General features: G+C 70.6%; 13 protein-coding genes and 1 pseudogene. 6 read left to right on the top strand and 8 right to left on the bottom strand.

Annotated elements, in window-relative coordinates; translation table 11 throughout:
- From ABD329_RS14310 to ABD329_RS14300, 3 genes are all read left to right on the top strand, one after another.
- Positions 1-1433, top strand: a 1433-nt coding sequence (locus tag ABD329_RS14310) for an outer membrane protein assembly factor BamB family protein (RefSeq protein WP_344316415.1), incomplete at its 5' end; no start/stop codon positions are given.
- A 146-nt stretch (positions 1434-1579) separates the two neighbouring features.
- Positions 1580-2161 carry a hypothetical protein gene (locus ABD329_RS14305; RefSeq protein ID WP_198280312.1) on the top strand — a complete coding sequence of 194 codons (582 nt, stop codon included), beginning with the start codon at positions 1580-1582 and terminating at the stop codon, positions 2159-2161.
- Positions 2162-2296: 135 nt separating this feature from the next.
- Complete coding sequence (locus ABD329_RS14300; RefSeq protein WP_246618914.1) at positions 2297-2845, top strand: PT domain-containing protein; 549 nt, start codon at positions 2297-2299, stop codon at positions 2843-2845.
- Positions 2846-2940: 95 nt separating this feature from the next.
- Here the strand turns inward: ABD329_RS14300 and ABD329_RS14295 are convergent, their stop codons facing one another.
- From ABD329_RS14295 to ABD329_RS14285, 3 genes are read right to left on the bottom strand one after another with little or no spacing between them, the layout of a single operon-like run.
- On the bottom strand, positions 2941-3708 hold the full coding sequence (locus tag ABD329_RS14295) for an enoyl-CoA hydratase/isomerase family protein (protein ID WP_198280310.1): 768 nt from the start codon (positions 3706-3708) through the stop codon (positions 2941-2943).
- Positions 3705-4196 carry a Zn-ribbon domain-containing OB-fold protein gene (locus ABD329_RS14290; RefSeq protein ID WP_198280309.1) on the bottom strand — a complete coding sequence of 164 codons (492 nt, stop codon included), beginning with the start codon at positions 4194-4196 and terminating at the stop codon, positions 3705-3707. Before ABD329_RS14290 ends, ABD329_RS14295 begins: the two co-directional genes overlap by 4 nt.
- 8 nt (positions 4197-4204) lie before the next feature.
- Positions 4205-5371, bottom strand: coding sequence for a lipid-transfer protein (locus ABD329_RS14285; RefSeq protein ID WP_198280308.1), 1167 nt, complete (start codon positions 5369-5371; stop codon positions 4205-4207).
- Positions 5372-5487: 116 nt separating this feature from the next.
- On the opposite strand from ABD329_RS14285, the gene ABD329_RS14280 reads away from it, so the two are divergent.
- The gene (locus ABD329_RS14280) at positions 5488-7107 is read left to right on the top strand and encodes a FadD3 family acyl-CoA ligase (protein ID WP_344316414.1); all 1620 of its coding nucleotides are present in this window, start codon (positions 5488-5490) and stop codon (positions 7105-7107) included.
- On the opposite strand, the gene ABD329_RS14275 is transcribed toward ABD329_RS14280, so the two are convergent.
- Positions 7097-9688 (bottom strand): DUF6185 family protein, encoded by a 2592-nt coding sequence (locus ABD329_RS14275; RefSeq protein ID WP_281404671.1) that lies wholly within the window; start codon positions 9686-9688, stop codon positions 7097-7099. The genes ABD329_RS14280 and ABD329_RS14275 overlap by 11 nt on opposite strands.
- A gap of 255 nt (positions 9689-9943) precedes the next feature.
- Here ABD329_RS14275 and ABD329_RS14270 point away from each other — a divergent pair, with 255 nt between their 5' ends.
- Positions 9944-10330, top strand: a complete 387-nt coding sequence (locus tag ABD329_RS14270) for a hypothetical protein (RefSeq protein WP_198278943.1) — start codon at positions 9944-9946, stop codon at positions 10328-10330.
- Between the two features lie 555 nt (positions 10331-10885).
- On the opposite strand, the gene ABD329_RS14265 is transcribed toward ABD329_RS14270, so the two are convergent.
- The 3 genes and pseudogenes from ABD329_RS14265 to ABD329_RS14255 form a co-directional block, all read right to left on the bottom strand.
- Positions 10886-11206 (bottom strand): hypothetical protein, encoded by a 321-nt coding sequence (locus ABD329_RS14265; RefSeq protein ID WP_198278942.1) that lies wholly within the window; start codon positions 11204-11206, stop codon positions 10886-10888.
- Between the two features lie 213 nt (positions 11207-11419).
- A pseudogene (gene afsR / locus ABD329_RS14260) lies at positions 11420-14380 on the bottom strand (SARP-family global regulator AfsR); the annotation flags it as partial.
- Between the two features lie 93 nt (positions 14381-14473).
- The gene (locus tag ABD329_RS14255) at positions 14474-16933 is read right to left on the bottom strand and encodes an ATP-binding protein (protein WP_198278940.1); all 2460 of its coding nucleotides are present in this window, start codon (positions 16931-16933) and stop codon (positions 14474-14476) included.
- A gap of 157 nt (positions 16934-17090) precedes the next feature.
- Here ABD329_RS14255 and ABD329_RS14250 point away from each other — a divergent pair, with 157 nt between their 5' ends.
- The gene (locus ABD329_RS14250; RefSeq protein ID WP_198278939.1) at positions 17091-18320 is read left to right on the top strand and encodes an amidohydrolase family protein; all 1230 of its coding nucleotides are present in this window, start codon (positions 17091-17093) and stop codon (positions 18318-18320) included.
- 335 nt (positions 18321-18655) lie between these two features.
- On the opposite strand, the gene ABD329_RS14245 is transcribed toward ABD329_RS14250, so the two are convergent.
- Positions 18656-19699: an AraC family transcriptional regulator gene (locus ABD329_RS14245; protein ID WP_198281885.1), complete on the bottom strand. Its 1044-nt coding sequence runs from the start codon at positions 19697-19699 to the stop codon at positions 18656-18658.
- Between the last annotated feature and the right edge of the window lie 259 nt (positions 19700-19958).

Below are 19958 nucleotides of genomic sequence, written 5' to 3'. Positions count from 1 at the left end.
CGTCCGCCGCCACCTCGTCCGCCGCCGCGGCGCCCGCTCCGGCGCCCGCCGGGGCCGACGGATCGGTGCGGCTGCCCGGTTCGCAGGTGCCGATCGGCCCGGGGCTCCGGGCCGCCGACGCGCGGGACCCGCAGGCACAGCACGGCACCGGGCCCGCCACCGGCTGGGTGCGCCCGCCGGCCGGGGTGACGAGCGGAGGGCTGAACGGGGGCGATGGCACGGCCGCCGTCCCGCCGCCGACCCACTCCCCGTCGGCCGAGCCGCCCGAGCCGCCCGGCGGAGCCGGGCACGGCCGCTGGCGCCCGTGGCGCTTCCGCATGTCCAACGACGTATGGGGCACCCCGGCGGTCGCCGGCGATCTGCTCTACGTGACCTCGTTCGAGGTGCACGCGCTGGACGTGGGCACCGGCCGGCGCCAGTTCAAGACCCGAGACGTGGCATGGGCGATGGCCGTGGAGAACGGCCGGATCCACGCCTCCGACGGCCCCACGCTGTACGCGCTGGACGCGGAGGACGGCGCCGAGCGCTGGCGGCTGTCGACCGACGGCTGGGTCTACTCCCTGAAGGTCGACCGCGGCACGGTCGTCACCGGTACGCGCGGCGGTGGCGTCCAGGCGTGGGAGGCGGCCAACGGTGAGCTGCTGTGGGAGATGCAGGGCCTCCAGACCGACTTCGAGACGCCCGAGTCCGGCCCGGCCGTCCACGACGGCACGGTGTATGTGTGGGCGGATGCGCGGCTGCGCGCCCTGGAGGCGCGCACCGGCGCGGAGCGCTGGTCGTACCCGGTGGGCGACGCGGCGTCGTGCGGCGGGGTGCCGCTGCGTCTGCTGGCGGCGCCCGACGGGGTGGTCTACGTATCGGCGGGCACGCGGGTGCTCGCGCTCGACGTCGCCCGCGGGGATGTGCGGTGGCGTTTCGAGGCGCCCGCCGTCTTCCTGTGCGCCCCCGCGTACGCGCCGGGGCCCGCGGTCACCGGCGGCGGTATCTACATCGCCGACTATCTGGGCACGGTGTACGCGCTGGACGCGGCGAACGGCCGCGACCGCTGGCGCATCGCCACCGAGGCCCGGCAGTCCATCGAGCCGGTGCTGGTGGCCGACGGCTCGGTCCATCTGGGCAGCGGCAGCGCGCTCTACACGCTCGACGCGGTCACCGGCACGCCCAAGTGGCGGTTCGCGGCGGGCGGCGAGGTCATCGGCTCGCCGGTGGTCGCCGACGGCCGGGTCCACTTCGGCTCGGCCGACCACTGCCTCTACACGGTGGACGCGGCGGGCGGACAGCTGCGCTGGAAGCTGGCGACCGGCGGTGAGATCACCGGGTCCCCGGTGGCCGCCGGGGGCGTGGTGTACGCGTGCAGCAAGGACCGCTGCGTCTACGCGCTGGACGCGGTGAAGGGCACGGGCCAGTCCCGCCCGTCGGGCGGCCGGGTCTGACCGATCCCGGGGTGACACGGCGAGGCGGCAGGTCGCAGGCCGTGTCCCTGACAACTACTGCTACGGTTGCGGGCGTTCATCGACCTCCTGGGAGCCGGGAGGTCGATGGGTAACTCTGCGCGGTCTTCGGGGGAACGGGGTCTGTGATGCGGCGTGGTCTACGGCTGGCGGCCGTGCTCACCGTGGTGCTGGTGGCGCTGACCGGGTTCAAGGGGCGTGGCCATGGCCACGGAGGTGGCGGAGGCGGCTGCTCCAGCTCGTCCTCGCACCACTCGTCGGGGTCGGGCTCCGATTCCGGCTCCGGCTCCAGCTCCGGCTCGGGTGGTTACTCGGACTCCGACGACGAGAGCTCCACCACCGGTGCGGGCTCCGGCGGCTCGCGCTATCGCGACTACGACGATGACGACTACGGCGACAGCGCCTCCAGCGGCTCCTCGGGCGGCTCGGCGTCGTCCTACGAGCCCCAGACGACGGTCGTCACCTGCGCCGAAAAGGGCAAGGGCAAGAGCGGCCGTCCGGCGGCGACCGTGAAGGTGCGCAACCGCTCGGGCGCGACGGACACCTACCTCGTGGACATGAACTTCCAGGACAGGAACGGCCTGACCCTCACCTCCGGCCGCGCCGATGTGCGGGTGCCCGCGGGGAAGTCGAGGACCGTAAGGGTGCCGCTCGACGATCCCTCGGTCGTGGGAACCGTGGTGCGGTGCGAGGTCGTCTCCGTCCTCTGAGAGCCGGGACAGGCACGCCCGCAGGTGACTTTGGGGTAGCAAAACCCATTGCTAGGGTGGCGTGCACTTGTCAACTGGCCTCAGTTGGCTTGAATGTGCCTTTTCAACGGGGGTAATACCATGCAACGCCGCTCCATGCGCATATGCGCTGTCGCCCTGGTCGGGCTCATCGCGCTGACCGGCTGCGGAAAGAAGAAGGGCGGCAGCCACGACGGCGGCCTCGGGGGGTTCGTCTCCGGCGGCAGCGGGGGCAACGACAACCCGGCGTCCGGTCCCACCGACCTCCCCAGCGGAATGCCCACCGATCTGCCCAGCGGCGTGCCCTCCGACGTGCCGTCCTACGACGCCCCCACGCCCTCCTACACCTACTCCGCGCCGGCCACCTACAACTCGGACGGCACGAGCGACATCTCCGCCAGCGGCTGCGACTACGACGAGTCGACCCGTTCGTTCCAGTACACCCTCAATCTCAGGAACCCCGAGACGCAGTCCATGCACTACTCGATCACCATCGAGTGGGAGGACCAGAACGGCGGCAGCCTGCTGGGTTCCGACTACAAGTCCGTCACCGTGGCGTCCGGCGGCAGCCAGACCCTCAGCGCCACCTCCTACCGCACCCTCACCCAGCAGACGTCCTTCACCTGCAAGGTCACCTCGGCGCTCAAGTACCCGAGCTCCACCTGAGGTCGGAGGCCTGAGGTCTGAGGTCTGAGGTCTGAGGTCTGAGGCCCGAGCCGATCGACATGGGGGTGGACGGGCCTTACCGGGTGCGGACGCCCTCACCGGGTACGGAAGCCGGGCGTACGGGCCGCGAAGAGCGCGGCCTGGCGCCCCGGCGGCAGATTGCCCAGCGCGATCAACTGCGGTGCCTGTGCGAGCGCCTGGGCCAGCGCCGCCTCCTTCGCCGCCCATAGCGCCCTTACGGTGCCCTGCACCGCCTCCGTCGGATACGACGCGATGACCGACGCGGCGCGGATGGCCTCCGTAAGGGCCTCACCGGCCGGGGCCACCTCGCTGACCAGGCCGGTCTCGTATGCCCGCCGGGCCGAGAGCCGTTCCGCCGTCCCCATCAGCGCCATCCGCGCGACCTCGCCCATGGGCATCCGCTGCGCCATATAGACGGCCTCATAGGCGCTGACCATGCCATAGCTGGTGTGCGGATCGAAGAAGGCCGCCGTCTCGTCGGCGACGATGAACTCGGCCTCGCCCAGCAGGTAGAAGGCCCCGCCGCAGGCCATTCCGGCCACCGCCGCGACCACCGGCTTCCACAGGTCGTTCGCCTTGGGCCCCACGGTGCGCAGCGGATCGTCCATCGCGTAGGGCGACGGCGGCTGTGCCACCTCGACCGAGCGGTCGATGCCGGTGCTGAAGGCCCGGCCGCCCGCGCCGGTGAGGACGACGGCCCGGACCGCGTCGTCCTGGCGGAAGCGCCGCCATACGGCGGTCAGTTCCGAGACCGTCTCCAGGTCGATGGCGTTGTGCCGCTCGGGCCGGTCGAGGGTGACGACCGCGACACCGTCCTCCGCCACCCGGGTGCGGACCGTCATGGCCGCTCCAGCAGCCAGCGCACCACCGTCAGCCCGCCGTCCGCCTCATGGAAGGCGGCCTTCACGGGCGCGCCGATGCGGATCCGCTCCGGCGGGACCGAGTTCAGCGGGGCGTCCGCGGCGGCGACCAGATTGCCCACCAGTCGGATGCGCGGGGCGTCCGCGAGCTCCACGAGGACGACGTTGTACGGCGCCTGGGCCGCGTAGGCGGGCAACAGCGGGGGATGGGGCAGCACATACGACCAGATCCGGCCACGGCCGCTCATCTTTTTCCACAGGCACTCGAAGGACTGGCAGTGCGGGCAGCAGGGCCGGGGCGGGAAGCGCGGTTCGCCGCAGCCCGCGCAGCACTGGACGCGCAGTTCGCCGCGCGCCGCGTAGCCGAAGAAGGGCGCCCCGTCGTCGTCGGGCACGGGCGCCAGCAGTCCATCGGCCCGCTCGCCCCCGCCACTCGCGGCCGTCGTCGCAGTCGTTTCCACGTGTGTCATGCCGTCGCTCAACTCCTCAGCAGCAGAGCCGATGTGGGGACTCCCTCACCCGCCGTGACCAGGCAGGTCGTGGCGCCGGGCACCTGGGCGGTGCCGGTGCCGCGCAGCTGTCTGACCCCCTCGGTGATGAGGTTGAAGCCATGGACGTATGCCTCGCTGAGGCCGCCCCCGCCGGTGTTGAGCGGCAGCCGTCCGCCGATCTCCAGCGCGCCGCCCTCGGTGAACGCGGCGCCCTCGCCCCGGGCGCAGAAGCCGTAGCCCTCCAGGGAGAGCGGGATCAGCGGGGTGAAGGCGTCGTAGATCTGCGCGACATCCACGTCCTGCGGCCCGAAGTCGGCGGTTTTCCACAGTCGGCGGGCGGCGGTCCAGGAGGGGCCGGTCAGCGGGTCGTCGTTCCAGTAGTTGACCATCCCGTGGGCTTGCGCGGGCAGCCCCTGCGCGACGGAGTGAACGTACACGGGCCGGTGCCGGCAGTCGCGCGCCCGCTCGGCCGACACCAGCACACAGGCCAGCGCGCCATCGGTCTCCAGGCAGTTGTCGAAGAGGCAGAGCGGTTCGCTGATCCAGCGCGCGGTCATGTACATCTCGCGGGTCAGCGGGCGGTCGTACATGATCGCGGCGGGGTTCTGATTGGCCCGGTTGCGGCAGGCCAGCGCCACATTGAAGAGGTGATCGCGGGTCGCGCCGTACTCGTGCATATAGCGCCGGGCCAGCAGCCCGATCTCGTCGGCCGGGCGCAGCAGCCCGTACGGCCGGGTCCACTGGGCCGGGGTGGGCAGTTGCACCTGGGTGTTGGTCCAGGGGCGCGGCCCGCTGCCGCGTTTGCGCGACCGCCAGGCCACCCCGACGCTCGCCTGCCCGGTGGCGATCGCGGCGGCCAGGTGCGCGACGGTCGCGCAGGAGCCGCCGCCCCCGTAGCCGACCTTGCCGAAGAAGGTCACGTCCCCGGCACCGATGGCCTTGGCGATCTCGACCTCGTCGGTCTCCTCCATGGTGTACGAGGCGAAGGCGTCCACCTCGGACGGGGCGATGCCGGCGTCGTCGAGCGCGGCCAGGATCGCCCGGCAGGCCAGGGTCTTCTCGGACTCGGGCAGGCGTTTGGCGAAGGGGGTCTGCCCGATACCGGCTATCGCCGTCGCGTCCTTCAAGGTCGCTGTCGCCCTTGCCGCCCCCATGGCCGCCTCCGTGGTCGCGTTCACCGGTGCTGACAGCGGGGAAGGCTACCGCTAATCTGACGGGTAGTCAGCTAGTGGGGTCGTCCGTCCCGGGTTCCGGGGAGGGGAGCGGTCCGATGGAACGGTTGGAGCAGGGGCACACCATCCCGGCCCTGATCCGGGCGGCGGTCGAGCGGTTCGGCCCGGACGAGGCCGTCGTCGAGGGCCGGGCCCGGATCTCGTACGCGGAGCTCGGCGCCCGGATCGAGCGCGCGGCGGCAGCGTGCGTCGCCTCGGGCCTGGAACCGGGCGACCGCGCCGCGATCTGGACGCCCAACACCACCGACTGGATCGTGGCGGCACTCGGCGCGGTCACGGCGGGCGGGGTGCTGGTCCCGGTCAACACGCGGTTCAAGGGCGGCGAGGCGGCGTATGTGCTGCGCCGCACCCGGGCCACGCATCTGTTCATCACCGGCACCTTCCTGGGCACCTCGTATGTGGCGTCGCTGCGCCGGGCGGCGGGGGAGGGGCCGGGCCACGGCCCCCTGCCGGGGCTGCCCTATCTGCGGGAGGTGGTGGTCCTCGCCGACAACGGCCCGGAGGACTTCCGCACCTGGAAGGACTTCCTGGCGCTTGGCGACGCCGTGCCACCGGAGGAGGTCCGCTCCAGGGTGCAGGCGGTGCGCCCCGCGGACCCCTCCGACATCACCTTCACCTCCGGCACCACCGGCCACCCCAAGGGTGTGGTGACCACGCACTCCCAGACCGTGCGGGTCTTCGACACCTGGAGCGAGATCACGGGGCTGACGGCGGGCGATCGCTATCTCATCGTGAACCCGTTCTTCCACACCTTCGGCTACAAGGCGGGCATCATCGCCTGCCTGAGCCGCGGCGCCACGATGGTGCCGCAGCCGGTGTTCAGCGTGGAGACGGCCCTGGCCAATATCGCCGCCGAGCGCATCACCGTCCTCCCCGGCCCGCCCACCCTCCATCAGTCCCTGCTCGACCACCCCGCCCGCGCCGCGCATGACCTGTCCACCCTGCGCCTGGTCGTCACCGGCGCCGCCGTGGTCCCGCTGGAGCTGGTGGAGCGCCTGCGTTCGGAGCTCGGGGTCGCCACCGTGCTGACGGCGTACGGTCTGACGGAGGCGTCCGGCACCGTCACGATGTGCCGCCGCGGCGATCCGCCCGAGGTCATCGCGGGCACGGCGGGCCGCGCGATCCCGGACACCGAAGTCAAGATCGCCACGGCCACCGGAAGCGAACTCCCCCCGGGGCGGCCGGGCGAGGTCTGGGTCCGCGGCTACCACGTCACATCCGGCTACTTCGAGGACCCGATCGCCACGTCCCGCACCATCACCCCCGACGGCTGGCTGCGGACGGGCGATGTCGGGGTGATGGACGAGCGGGGCAATCTGCGCATCACCGACCGCATCAAGGACATGTTCATCGTCGGCGGCTTCAACGCCTACCCCGCCGAGATCGAGCAACTCATCGTCCGCCACCCGGATGTGGCCGACGTCGCCGTGATCGGCATCCCGGACCCGCGCCTGGGCGAGGTGGCCAAGGCCTACGCGGTCCGCCGCCCGGACTCGACGCTGACGGCGGACGACCTGATCGCGTGGTCCCGCCGCGAGATGGCCAACTACAAGGTGCCCCGGCAGGTGGAGTTCCTCCCCGAACTGCCGCGCAACGCCAGCGGCAAGGTCCTCAAGGCGAAGCTGCGGGCGGACTGGGACGGGGTCGCTAGGGCTTGAGCGGTGGGCCCGCGAGATTGTTCCAAATGGCGGCCGCGGCGGCGAATTGGGCGATGAGGAAGGTGGCGTGCACGGAAAGGGTGCGCACCTGGTAGATCGACAGCAGGAGGCTCAACCGGGTCGGCCACAGTTGTCTCTCTCCGCTGAAGGTCGCCATGTCCATCCAGAGGCTGGTCAGAGTCAGAACGATGAGCATGAGGGAGATGCTGAGGACGGCGTTGCCGAGCTCCGTATCGGTGATGCGGTTGACCAGGGCGCCGACGCCGATGGGGATGGCATAGGCGATGGTCAGGCTCAGCGCACGCATGGGTCCACGGTGGCCGGGCAGCACGCGCCACAGCGCTCCCAGGACCAGACCTGCTCCGGCCCATGTGATCTGCCAGGTGACGAACCACGCGGCAATGTCCGGCAGCCCTGTCGCGCTTGCGCTCGTGAGCAGGAGCTGCTTGGGATTCTTGAAGTAATTCGCCCAGAGGATGATGGCGCTGGAGGGGATTCCGAAGAGAAACGCGATGCGCGCACCGTGCAAGGCGTTGTCCCACCATTTGTCGTGAGGCCCCCAGCTGAGGGCCACATCGACGACAGAGACCTGATCGGGGAGGAAGGCCCGATCGTATCCGGGAGGGCGCCAACGTCGCAGCCGTCGAAGCCGGTCCTCCAGCGCCTCGCGGGTCGTGTCCTGTTCCGTGTGGCCCTGATCCACAAGGCGGAGCCGCTGGTGGAGATTACGGTACTGATGCGCCTTGTCCAGCATGTCCCGCCGCCCCTGCGCGGTGCCCAACGTCTGGGTGAGGAAGTCTCCGCCCGCCTGGTGGAGCACGGACCAACGTCGGCCTGCCGCCCGCACGGTGTAAAGGGCGGCGATATTCAGCAGCAGCCAGACAGTCAGCAGCAAGGAGGAGCCTGCGAACAGTTGGGCACGCGTCACCACGACGAGGGCGAAGACAACGGAGGTCAGCCGCATATCGTTGCGCGAAGGCCCCAGCGAGACCTGCTCCGTATTCGGCTCGGACCGCGCGGCATTGGCACGGCTGTTCAGCAGAGCTACCAGTGCGATGGTCGTCAGGACCCAGGTGTGGGTGTATGCCCAGGAAAGTCCAATCGATCCGAAACCAGCTAGAGTCTTGTGCAGATTCTGGTCGTGGGCTCGCTCATAACTGACGTTGTGTTCCATGAGCCAGTTGGTGCGTCGCCAATTCAGCTCGACGGACCACCGGTACGCATACAACATGACCACGGCGACCACAGCCAATACGGCCACGGAAGCCGCGATGAAACGGATGGTGGCCGTGTCCCACGCCACCGTCCAGGATGCGCGGGCCAGCCCTCCGTCCCTCACGAACCGCCATGCCCATGCCGCCATCGCGATCAGCCACAACCACACCATCACCAGTTGCAGCAGCATCAGTGTCACGGTGTATGCGTCGGGTGGTGCCAGTTCTTCCGACAGACCCATGGCGCCGGGGGTCAGTACGGCCACCAGGCCGAGTACGGTCAGACCAAGGGAAGTCAGCGACACATTGCGGATCAACGCGCGGCCCCGACGGCTCAATTCGCGAGTCGGCGACTTCGCCGTAGCCGTTGATCGGTCGGGGAACCAGGGGTGCGCGGCGAGGATGAGCACCATCCCCGCGGCAATGCCGGCGAGGGTGGGCCAGAGGCTGGGCGCCCTCGCTCCTGGGGTCAGCAGCGCGAGAGCCAGGCCCAGAGCCGCACTGAGCCCGGCCCACCACAACGCCGTCCTGGTGAGGCCCGCTTTGGAACCCTCACTGACGTCAGGGGCCCGCCATGGGGGCCACGGCCGAAACCGGCCGGGCGGCTCCGGCGCAGAAGGCGAACGTGGAGCGGACCGAAGTACCGCGAGCGCCAATGCCGCCGAGCCGCAGAACCACCACAAGACGATGCCCAGTGTGCTGAGGGTGGACCCTCCTCGATTGTCCAATGCAAAGGCGGCGTGCCAGGGTGGGAAGACATCGACCCGTACGCCAGAGGGTTTGGTCCACGCCCACGTGTCCTTTCCCAGATACGCGGCTTTGGCATCCACGTCGCTTGCCTCAAGTCCATCGAGCTGGACTTTCACCTGCTTCCAGTGGGCGGTCGCCAGCACCTTGCTCAGGATTTCCGGCTGAAAAGTGACCCGCCATTGGCTGTGCGGCTTCCTTGCGTTGATTCGCCACGGTCCGACCTGGGTCCTACCAGTCTGAGTGATCAAGGTGAATGCCTTGTAGTGGACCGTAACCCCGTGCTTCCGCCCAGTCGTCACCTCCGGACTGTGGAGGCGCCACTCGCCCTTCCAAAAGGGCTTGGCTTTGGGCATTGAATTCTTCTCCCGACGCAGAAGGCAGTGCATCGCCTGTCGATACCGCTTGGACTTCTCGCCGAGCGGCAGCCAGTTCGCCAGCTGCCCTTCACCTCGCACGGTCACGTCCGTATCCGCCTGGGCCTGGACGAATGTCTGCCCATGATGGGAGAACCGCAGCACGGAACGAGCCTGCAACTTGCCGGCTTGCGCCGTGTCACATACGTCACGCCCGGCTCCGTGGGCCTCCGTGGCGCATACCGCACACCACCCCGCCACCATGACCAACAGCCCGAGCCAGCGCCGCCACCGGTTTGCCGCCATACGTTCGCTCCGCTACCCACGCATGATTGACCTACAGTGCGCATACCTACTCATCCGGAAGCCACAGGCCCGGTGTGGACGCGCAATGATGGGCACAGATCCCATCAGTTGGCCGCATGGTGAGCGGAAAGCTCTGAATTGCGGCACCCCACGGGGGCGCTTACGATCTTTTAAGAGTGCATAAGCTGATCCGTTGACCATAGGAGTGGGCTTATGGCCGGTAAAAATGCGACCCAGCAACGGCCTGCACTTCCCCGGTTCGAGGAAGCCGAAGGGCTGGGCCCGCGGGACGCGGAGTTCGTCCGGGACCTCATCGCGGTGTTGGAGAAACACGGCAACCTCGACCGTTTTGGCCTGTGCCTGCTGCACGACCACTTCCCGCTGGACGCGGACGAGGTACTGGTCGAGACGAACGACCCCGAAGCCCGCACGCTTCAGATCCGCGTGGAGAAGGCCAGCGGGACCCGGCATGCCAAGCCCTCGCAATGGCGGTTCCTGCCGGACGTCGGCCATGCCAAGGGCGCGGAGACCCAGGGTGGCCCCTACGAGGTGATCCTCCAGTGCGATGTGGTCAGCCTGTGTCCGGGGCGCGATCGCTGAGGGGCACTCCGGTACGTGTCCCCCGCGGGGCAGCGCAAGGGGGGCCGGGCGGAATCGCCCGGCCCCCCTTGGTGCTCACGAGGATCTCGTGACGCCTACTGCGGGCTGGTGGGGGCATGACCCTCGCCCTGCGGGCCCGGAGCGGCAGCTGTGGCGTATTCACCACTGTCCACACCGACGATGGGGGTGTGACTATCGCTTGCAGACGCGAATGCGGCTGTCTGGCTTGTGGCTCCGACCGCCGCACCTATGGCGATAATCAAGGTCGCAATGCCCTTTGTGGCACGAGTCATTCCGGTTCCTCCGTTACGGGGGGTGATTATCTGTTTTGTACTGCAAATTAACAATGAGGGGTACATGTGTTCGGCCATCTGGCCGGAACTGGTCGAAGCTTGGCGGAAAGGGGGTGCGCCCGGTGGTGCGGCGGGGGCGCGGGGTCGCTCGTCCGGGAGGTGGCCCGCGCAAAGGGGCCGATGTCGATGACGTCCCCTCCGCGTCATCGACATCGGCCCCGCGGTGTTACCTCATGGAAATGAGCGACGCTTTCGTGTGCTCCTACTGGGGTGCCGAAGGTGTGTGGCCCTCGCCTTCGGCGCTCAGCTGCGGCGGTGCCGGGGTGTGGCCCTCACCCATGGTGCTCAGCTCCGACGGCGCGGGCGTGTGGCCCTCGCCCGCGGGGCTCAGCTGCGGCGGTGCGGGCGTGTGACCCTCACCCATGGTGCTCAGCTGCGGCGGTGCGGGCGTGTGGCCCTCCCCCTGGGTGGACACCTGTGGAGGTGCCGGGGTGTGGCCCTCGCCCTGAGTGGTGAAGGGCGCCGGGTCGGCCTCCAGTGGCCGGTAGACGTCGGACTCGGGTTTCTTGTCCGTGCTTGTCACAATCAACTCCATCGGATGCTTTGGTCGGTATAGGCCGTTGGCACCCGCCCGGCGACTCCCCCGTGGGTCGCCGGACGGGTGTCTCAAAAGGGCCGTCCACCTTACGGTGTGACCTCGCAACCGACCCGTCTGCCCCCCGCGGGGACGGGTCGACCACTGCTAAGACTCCCGGACGGCGATAAACGATTGATGAACGGTCGGCGAGCCGCGCCGTTATGCGGCGGTCGCGGGGGCCAGAAGCCCGCGGACGTCATCCGCCTCAGGTGTCCCCAGTCGCTGGTGAATTGACAGCGCCTCACGCCAGCAGGCGTCCGCGCGCTCGTTCTGGCCGAGCGCCAGCAGCGCCCTGCCGAGCAGAGTCAGCACGATGGCCCGGCGCCACTCGCCCCCGATGCCCCGCAGGGCGAGGGCCTGTTCGGCGTGGGTGGCGGCCTCCGCGGGGCGCCCGATCGACAGGTGCGCCTCGGCCAGCCGCTGGTGGGTCATGCCCTCCCAGAGCGGCTGGCGGTGCTCACGGAACAGGCCGAGGGCCTCGGTGAGCTGCTCGAGCGCTTGCGTGAGGCTCCCCGCCCCGGTCAGGGCGATACCGAGCGCGTACTTACCGTTGGCCAGGCGCAGGGTGCGCCCCAGGCTCCCGTAGATCCGCACGCCCTGCCGGGCCAGGTCCACGGCGCTGTCGATGCGGCCCATCTCCACATACGCACGGGAGAGGTTGCACAGCGCGCTAGCCTCTCCAGGCTGGTCGTCCACGGCCCGGTAGGCGTCGATGGCGCGGAGGAAGTGCCGCTCCGCGTCATCCCAGCGGGTGCGGCTGAGATGCGCGATGATGCCGCGCTCGGTGAGAGCGCGTCCCATCGCGACATGGTCCTTGACCGCGGAGCCCAGGGCCAGGGCGCGTTCCGCCTCCGCGTCGGCCTCCTCGAGCCGACCGGTGAGGTTGCGCACCTTGGCGAGGCAGGTACGGGCCCGCCCTTCGGCCCGGGTGTCGCCGACCGTGCGTGCCGTTTCGCTGACGACACGGGCAACGGCCTCGTAGCGGGGGGCGTTGGCACCGGACTCGGCGAGGTCCATCGCGGCGAGCAGCAGATCCGCCGCCCGGCCCAGGGTGCTGCCCGGGGCGGCCTGCTGGGCGCAGGCCAGCAGGCAGTCCGCCTCGCTGAACAGCCAGTCCAGAGCGGCGTCCTGATGCGGGAAGACCAGGCCGGGGTGGCCGGCGGGGGCCAGGTGCTCGCCCAGGCGGTCGCCGGGCCGCTCCATGGCGTACACCCGTGCGGCCGTGGCGAGGTAGAAGTCCAGCAGCCGCGAGAGCGCCGCCTCGCGGTCCGCGGCCGACTGGTGCCGCTCCGCGCAGTCACGCGCGTAGAGACGTACGAGGTCGTGGTAGCGGTAGCGGCCGGGGGCCGCGGACTCCAGCAGGGAGGCGTCGACCAGGGACTCCAGGAGTTCCTCGGTGTCGAATGTGTCCATGTCCAGGACGACGGCCGCCGCGGCGAGCGAGATGTCGGGGCCGTCCGCGAGCCCCAGCAGCCGGAACGCCCGGGCCTGTGACGGCTCCAACTGGCCGTAGCCCAATTCGAAGGTGGCCCGCACGGCCAGGTCGCCCGCCCGCAGCTCATCCAGCCGTCGGCGCTGGTTGGCGAGCTTGTGCGCCAGCGTGGAGACGGTCCAGGTGCGGCGCGAGGCCAGCCGGGAGGCCGCGATCCGGATGGCCAGCGGGAGGAAGCCGCACGCCGCCACCACGTCCATGGCCGCGTCGCGCTCGCTGACGACACGCTCCTCGCCCACTATCCGAGTGAAGAGGGCGAGGGCCTCCTCCGGGCTCATCACGTCGAGGTCGACCAGGTGGGCGCCCTCGAGGTCGACCATCCGGGTCCGGCTGGTGATCAGCGCGGCGCAGCCCTCCGTACCGGGCAGCAGCGGCCGCACCTGTGCGGCGTCGCGTGCGTTGTCGAGCAGCGTGAGCACCCGGCGGCCGTCCAGCATCGAGCGGTAGAGCGCGGCACGCTCCTGGACGCCCTCGGGGATCGCGTTGTCCGGGGTGCCGAGGGCGCGCAGGAAGGCGCCCAGTATCGCGTTGGGCTCCGCCGGTACCGGGCCCGCGCCCTGAAGGTCGACGTAGAGCTGGCCGTCGGGGAATTGATGGCGGGCCGTGTGGGCGACGTGTACGGCGAGCGTCGTCTTGCCGACACCCCCGATTCCGGCCACGGCTGACACGGCCATGACACGCCCCTCGGCGGTGGCGAGCTGGTCGCTCAGCTCGTCGACGAAGGCGACACGGCCGGTGAAGTCGGCCACCGTCGCGGGAAGCTGGGCCGGTCGTACGAAGTTGGGCCCCGTCTGAGCGCGGTCGTCCACCGGGGCGGCCAGCTCGGCATCCGCCTGGAGGATGCGCTGATGCAGCTCGGAGAGTTCCGGGCAGGGGTCCACGCCGAGATCCTCGGCGAGCAGCCGCCGGGTGTCGTTGTACACGGCCAGCGCCTCGGCCTGGCGGCCGCTGCGGTAGAGAGCCAGCATCAGCAGTTCGCGCAGCCGCTCCCGCAGCGGATGGGCGGCGGTGAGGGCGGTGAGTTCGGAGACCACCTCGGTGTGGTGGCCCAGCTCCAGATCGAGATCGAGCCTGGTCTCGGTGAGGACGAGATGCCACTCCGACAGCCGGACGCGCTGTGTCATGGCGTAGGGCCCCGGCACTCCGGCCAGGGCCTCACCGTCCCAGAGGCCCAGCGCCTGGCCGATGAGCTCATGGGCCCGCGGCCGGTCGCCCGAGTGCCGTGCCTTCTCCGCCTCCGCCACCAGACGCTCGGCCACGTCGGTGTCCAGGGCCCCGAGGCCCACCTGGACCGCGTAGCCACCCGACTCGCTGACCAGCACGTCCGATTGAGGGGTGAATGCCTTGCGCAGCCGGGAGGCGTAGGTGCGCAGCGCCGCGATGGCGGCGTCCGGGGGGTCGTCCCCCCACAGGGCGTCGATGAGCTCGGGCGCGGTGGCGGTGCGCCCACCGCGCAGCAAGAGAGCGGTGAGCAGGGCTCTTTGCTGTGGTGATCCGGTGTTCACCTGTTCCTCGCCCCGCCAGGCCCGTACCGGTCCGAGCACGGTGAAGCGCAAGGGCTGCTCCTGTGCCCGCTCCATCTCGCCGGCCATGGTCTCCCCCTGCCTCTGCTCCCAGTTGCACGGGCCAGTTTGCCTTGCCGATACCCCTCACGTCAGTAGGGGCCGGACCTCTCCACAAGGCCTGCCACACTTCACAGCCCTTGGAATGCCGACGCGTCGTCAGGTCCAGGGGTCGCTTTCGGTCATCGGGGGGCCGACTCCGTATGCGTGGCGATGGCCGGGATACGGATCCGTGGCCGCGGAGAGATCCGGCGCCGATGTGGACAGCAGTTGCCGTACCTCCTCGGGCTCGGGTGAGCCCAGCCGTTCCCGGAGGACCTGTGCCTGCCTCCAGCAGTCCTGGGCCCGGGTTCGCTGCCCGGCTGCCATCAGGGCCTTCGCCAGAACGGTGAGAAAGGAGAAGCGCCGCCATTCGCCGCCGAGACCGCCCAGGGCCAGGGACTGTTCGGCGTGTGCCACCGCTTCCGAGGGGCGCTGCGCGGCCAGATGCATTTCGGCCAGCCGGAAATGTGCCATGCCTTCCCAGAGCGGCTGACGGGCTTCGCGAAAGAGATCGAGCGCCTCGGTGAGGTGGCCGGACGCCTCCTCCAGCCGGTGGGCGCGCGTCAGCGCGATGCCGACGGTGTACATCCCGTTGGCGAGCCGCAGGGGGGCGCCGAGCCTGCGGTAGATGGCGAGTCCCTGCTCGGCCAGTTCCACACCGGTCCGAATGCGCCCCCGGCTCACGTGCAGCCGGGAGAGATTGGCCAGGGCGCTCGCCTCACCCGCCTCGTTGGCATCGGCGCGGAACGCCTCGAGCGCCTGTCCGAGGTACCTCTCGGCTTCTTCGTGCCGCCCCAGCCCGTTGGCCACGATGCCGAGCTGGTTGGAGGCGCGGCTGGCGACCACCGGATCGTCGCCGTCCAGCTCCAGGGCGCGGCGTAGCTCCCGCTCGGCGGGGCCGTACCGGCCCGTGAAGCTGTACAGATGGCCCAGTGCCGAGCGGGCGCGGGCCTCGGTGCGGGAATCCCCGGCGGTGTGGGCGGCGTCGCAGACCGTCTGCGCCACCGTCTCGTACTGCCGCGGCCGGGCACCGGACTCGGCGAGGTCCAGCGCGCCCAGCAGCAGGTCCCCGGTGCGGCGGCGGGTGCTCTCCCCGGTGCATTTGGGCACACAGGCGAGCAGACAGTCGGCTTCCGCGAAGAGCCAGTCCAGGGCGGCCTTCGAGGTCTCGAAGAGCAGTCCGGGATGGCCGGTGGGCTCCAGGTGCTCGACCATGCGGTCCCCGGGCCGCTCCAGGGCGTACACCCGCGCCGCCGTCGCCAGGTAGAAGTCCAGCAACCGGGACAGCGCCTCCTCGCGCTCCGCCGCCGCCCGCCACTCCCGCTCCGCGCACGCGCGTGCGTAGAGCCGCACGAGGTCATGGAAGCGGTAGCGCCCCGGTACGGCGGACTCCAGCAGCGAGATGTCCACGAGGGAGGTGAGAAGCCGGCCGGTCTCCGCGACGTCGAGGCCGAGTACCGCGCCCGCGGCCGGCAGCGAGATGTCCGGACCGCCGGCCAGGCCCAGCAGCCGGAAGGCGCGGGCCTGAGCCGGGTCGAGCTGTCCGTAGCCGAGTTCGAAGGTCGCCTTGACAGCCAGATCCCCGGCCCGCAGCTCGTCCAGCCGCCGGCGCTCGTCGGCGAGTTTGCGGGCGAGAACGGAGACGGTCCAGGTGCGGCGGGAGGCGAGCCGGGAGGCCGCTATGCGGATCGCGAGCGGGAGGTAGGAGCAGGACGCCACCACGTCCATGACCTCGGCACGTTCCACGGTCGCCCGCTCCTGGCCCACGATCTGCGCGAAGAGGTCGAACGCCTCCGGCGGGCTCATCGCGTCCAGGTCGACCGGGTGGGCGTGGCCCAGGTCGGACATATGGGTGCGACTGGTGATCAGTGTGACGCAGTCGGGTGCGCCGTCGCCGGGGAGCAGCGGCCGGACCTGAGCGGCGTCGCAGGCGTTGTCCAGGAGGACGAGGATGCGGCGGTCCTCGAGACACGCGCGGTAGAGCGCGGCGCGCTCCTCGATGCCGTCCGGAATGGCGGCGTCGGAGGTGCCAAGCGAGCGCAGGAAGGCGCCGAGCACGGTCTCGGGGTCGGCGGGGGAGGGGCCGGAACCGCCGAGGTCGACGTAGAGCTGGCCGTCGGGGAAGCGGTGGCGGGCGGTGTGCGCGAGATGAACGGCCAGGGCGGTCTTGCCGATGCCGCCGACACCGGCGATCGCGATAGCGGCCGACCGGTCGGCGGAGACCGCGAGCCGTTCGTTCAGCTTCCGTACGAGGTCCTCGCGGCCGGTGAAGTCCGCCACCGCCGCGGGCAGCTGTGCGGGGCGCACGACGGTGGTGTCGGCCAGGGGGCGTCGCGGGAGGTTGGATGCGCTGGGCCGGGACAGCGCGGTGGCGGGCCGCAGGGGGGCGTGCGGCCGCAGCTCGCGGACGACATTGGCGCGATAGCCGCTCTCCAACTCCAGTTCGAGCCGGGTCCGGCCGGGGGCGGAGTCCGGGTCCTCGCCGAGGGCCAGGCTCGCCTCTTCACCGTGCCGGCACCGGTCCGGTCCGGAACCGGTGGAACCTTCCTGCCGCCCCAGGCGCTCGTCGCCGGCCATGGTGCCCCCCGCACGTGCTTCCTCGCTGTACGGCCAGTCTGCCGTGCCTGTGGCTGGTACGTCAGTAAAGAGTGCGACGTGTCCGGGGCATCCATCGAACATCCCTGGAGGCGTTGACGTAGCTGACGATCCGTCAGATCGGCGCTACCGTGCAGTCATGGAGAGCTTCCCGAAGATAATCTCGGTGGACGACCACACGGTTGAGCCCCCTCACGTCTGGCGGGACCGGCTCCCGTCGAAGTACCGCGACAGCGGGCCGCGCATCGTCCGGGCGCCGCTCAAGGAGATGACCTTCATCGGCGGCAAGTTCGCCCCGAAGATGGGTGCGCCCGGGGACGACGGGCCGCTCGCGGACTGGTGGGTGTACGAGGAGCTGCACCGGCCGCTGACCCGCCTCGACACCGCCGTCGGCTACGACCGGGACGAGGTCAAGCTGGAGGCCATCACCTACGAGCAGATGCGGCCCGGCTCCTTCTCGGTGCCGGACCGGCTCGCGGACATGGACGTCAACCACGTCCAGTCCGCGCTCTGCTTCCCGACCTTCCCCCGCTTCTGCGGGCAGACCTTCACCGAGGCCGCCGACCGCGAGCTTGGGCTGCTCGGAGTCCGGGCGTACAACGACTGGATGGTGGAGGAGTGGTGCGGCCCCGAGGCCCGGGGCCGGCTGATCCCGCTGATCATCATCCCGCTGTGGGACGCCGAGCTGGCCGCCGCCGAGGTGCGGCGGAACGCGGCGCGCGGGGTGCGGGCCGTCTGCTTCTCGGAGATCCCGCCGAACCTCGGGCTGCCCTCGATCCACACCGACGACTGGGACCCGCTCCTGGCCGCGTGCGACGAGACCGGCACGGTCGTCGCGATGCACATCGGCTCCTCCTCGAGGATGCCGTCGACCTCGGCGGACGCGCCCCCCGCGGTCGGCTCCACGATCACCTTCGCCAACTGCTGCTTCTCGATGGTCGACTGGCTGATGAGCGGGAAGTTCGAGCGCTTCCCGAACCTCAAGGTGATGTACGCGGAGGGTCAGATCGGCTGGATCCCCTACATCCTCGAGCGCGCCGATGTGGTGTGGGAGGAGAACCGGGGCTGGGGCGGAGTGGCCGACAAGGTGCTGCGCCCGCCGTCCGAGCTGTTCGCCGAGCATGTCTACGGCTGCTTCTTCGACGACGCCTTCGGACTGCGCAACCTCGACGCCATCGGGGTCGGCAATGTGCTGTACGAGACGGACTATCCGCACTCGGACTCCACCTGGCCCAAGTCACGGGAGGTCGGCGAGGCGCAGATGGGGCATCTGGCGCCGGATGTCGTGGACCGGATCGTGCGCGGCAACGCGATCGAGCTGCTGGGGCTCACGGCGGACGGGCTGTGGGCGGGGGCGCCCGGGGTCTAGCGGGCCGGGTCCGGCGCCGTCGCCTCGGCCGTGGGCGGGTGCGGCCCCGGCACCGTGGCCTTGGCCGTGGGCGGGTGTCGGTCCCGGCGCCTTGGCCGCGGGCGGGTGTCGGCCCCGGCGCCGTCGCCTCGGCCGCGGACGGGTGTCGGTCCCGGCGCCGTCCTGGTCGTGGAGGACCGGCGCCGCCCTGGTCACGTAGCGGCGCCGGTCCCTGTACGGCCCTGGTCACGCAGGAGCAAGAAAGCGGTCACTGCCGGTCAATGACAACCCCAGGGCCGTCCGGCAGGCTGTGGGGCATATCGGCCCTCCCCGCCACCCCACGCCGTCACCCACCCCTACGACGTGACAGGGGCCGTGGGCGGCGCGGAGGGCCGGGTGTCCCTGCGCACCGGGCGTCGCGGGGTAGCGCCCGGCGCGCGGGACACGAGCGCCAGATGGCGGTAGTCGCTGGGCGGCATCCCGTACGCGGCGCGGAAGGCGCGGCTGAAGACGGCGGGGTGGGCGAAGCCCCGGCGGGCGGCGAGTTCATGGATGCGGACCGTGAGCAGGCCGGGGTCGGTGAGGTCGCGCCGTACGCGGTCCAGCCGCTGTTGCCGGATCCACGCGGAGACCGTGGTGTCGCGGGCCCGGAAGAGGCGGTGCAGATAGCCGACGGAGATGTGGTGCGCGGCGGCGATGGTGGCCGGGGACAGCTCCGGGTCGGACAGGTTCCGCAGGATGAAGTTCTGCACCCGCAGGGTCAGGGTGTGCCGGTGGGTCTCGGGCGGCAGCGCGTCGTCGGCCTCGACGGCCTGGGCGAGCAGCGCCGCCGCCAGGTCGATCAGCACGGTTCCCAGGCGCGGCCCGTCGGAGGGGCGTAAGGAGCGGTCCGCCGCGAGCCGGGTGAGGAACCCGGTGAGCAGGGCGCCCACCCCGTCGCGCGCCGGGATGGGCCGGGCGAGCAGTCGGTCGATCCGGTCGTGGGGGACCGGGATCAGGGCCTTGGGGATCTCCAGTCCCACGCCCGCCGGAGGGCCGCCGAAGGCCAGGCAGTCGAAGGGCCGTGAGGTGTCGACGACATAGAGGCCCTGTGCGTGGTGCGCGGTTTCCTGGCGGGACTGGGAGACCTGGAGGTTTCCCTCCTGGATGAACGAGAAGTGGTACAGCTCGGGGTCGGACTGCCGGATGAGCTTGGGCGTCCGCCGGAAGTCCATCTCGCGGAACTTCGTGGGCCAGACGGAGGCGGCGCCGAACTCGAGGATGCGCACCTCGCCCCGGAAGTCCCGGGTGTGGTCGCTGGTCATCTCCATCGGCGCCATGAGCCGTGCCATCTGCTCGCGCCAGAAGTCGAACCGATCCGCTCTGGGCAGATCCTCGCAGCGGAAGACCGTCTCGATCATCACGTGCCCCTCTGTGTGCCCCTGCCGTGCCCCCTTGCTGTGCCTCCTTGCCTGTGTCCCGTGGTGGCCCCTGGGCGGGGAGGCGGGCGTGGGCCCCGAGGTCCGAACGTCCGTACGCTAGCAAAGCGTCGCGCGGCGGGACGAGACTGCCGTACCCCTTGTCTGATGGACCGTCAGATACGACTATGTCCGACGTCAGGTACGACCATGCCCGACGTCAGATACGACCATGTCCGACGTCGGCTACGACGATGACGGT

Source organism: Streptomyces javensis (genome assembly GCF_039525925.1).
GTDB lineage: Bacteria > Actinomycetota > Actinomycetes > Streptomycetales > Streptomycetaceae > Streptomyces > Streptomyces asiaticus.
Note: the sequence above shows the minus strand (reverse complement) of the source record. Positions and strands in the feature narration are given on the sequence as shown.